A 583-nucleotide genomic window follows, 5' to 3' on the forward strand; every position below is an offset into this window, starting at 1 on the left:
CGGGAAGCGGGCGTCAGTGGCGGTCGCGGTGGCGTGCTGGGCGGAGTCGGCCATCTCGCCCCACAGGCTCGGCGAGGGCACCTGCGCGTCCACCGTCGCCGCGTCCACCACCTGGTGCAACTCCCCCTGGTGCGCGAGGAGTTCACGCATACCCTGCTGTCGGCTCGCGTGGTCCGTGCCGTACGGCGCGATGCTCGTGATCCGCGCCTGCGGCCACTGCTCCCGGATCATCCGCGCGCAGTACGCGCCCGGCAGCGCACACGACTCCAACTCCGTGTGCAGCTCAAGCACTTGGCCCGGCGGGACGTTCATCCCGCGCAGCTCGTGGAAGATCTGCCACTCCGGGTGCGGGGTGCCGGGCGCCGACCGCCGGATGAGCTGCTGCTCGGACCCGTCCTGCGCGCGGTAGCGCAGGACCGCCTGGTAGCCGGGGCCCACCGTCGGCTGGCCCGTCGCGTTGGGGTACCCGTAGGCCGCGGGGGGCATGCCCGGGGGTACTCCAGGGGGACCCGGGAACGGGCCGGGGGCGCCGGGGAACGCGCCGGGCGCACCAGGAGGTGCCGGAGGGGCGCCTGCGGCACCG

Annotated in this window: 1 pseudogene; it reads right to left on the reverse strand. The window is 75.0% G+C overall.

Going from position 1 to position 583, the window contains the following annotated elements:
- Positions 1-69: 69 nt before the first annotated feature.
- Positions 70-583 (reverse strand): annotated as a pseudogene (locus ACVNF4_RS36785) (nucleic acid/nucleotide deaminase domain-containing protein); the annotation flags it as partial.

The sequence above is a fragment of the Streptomyces sp. S6 genome (genome assembly GCF_054880855.1).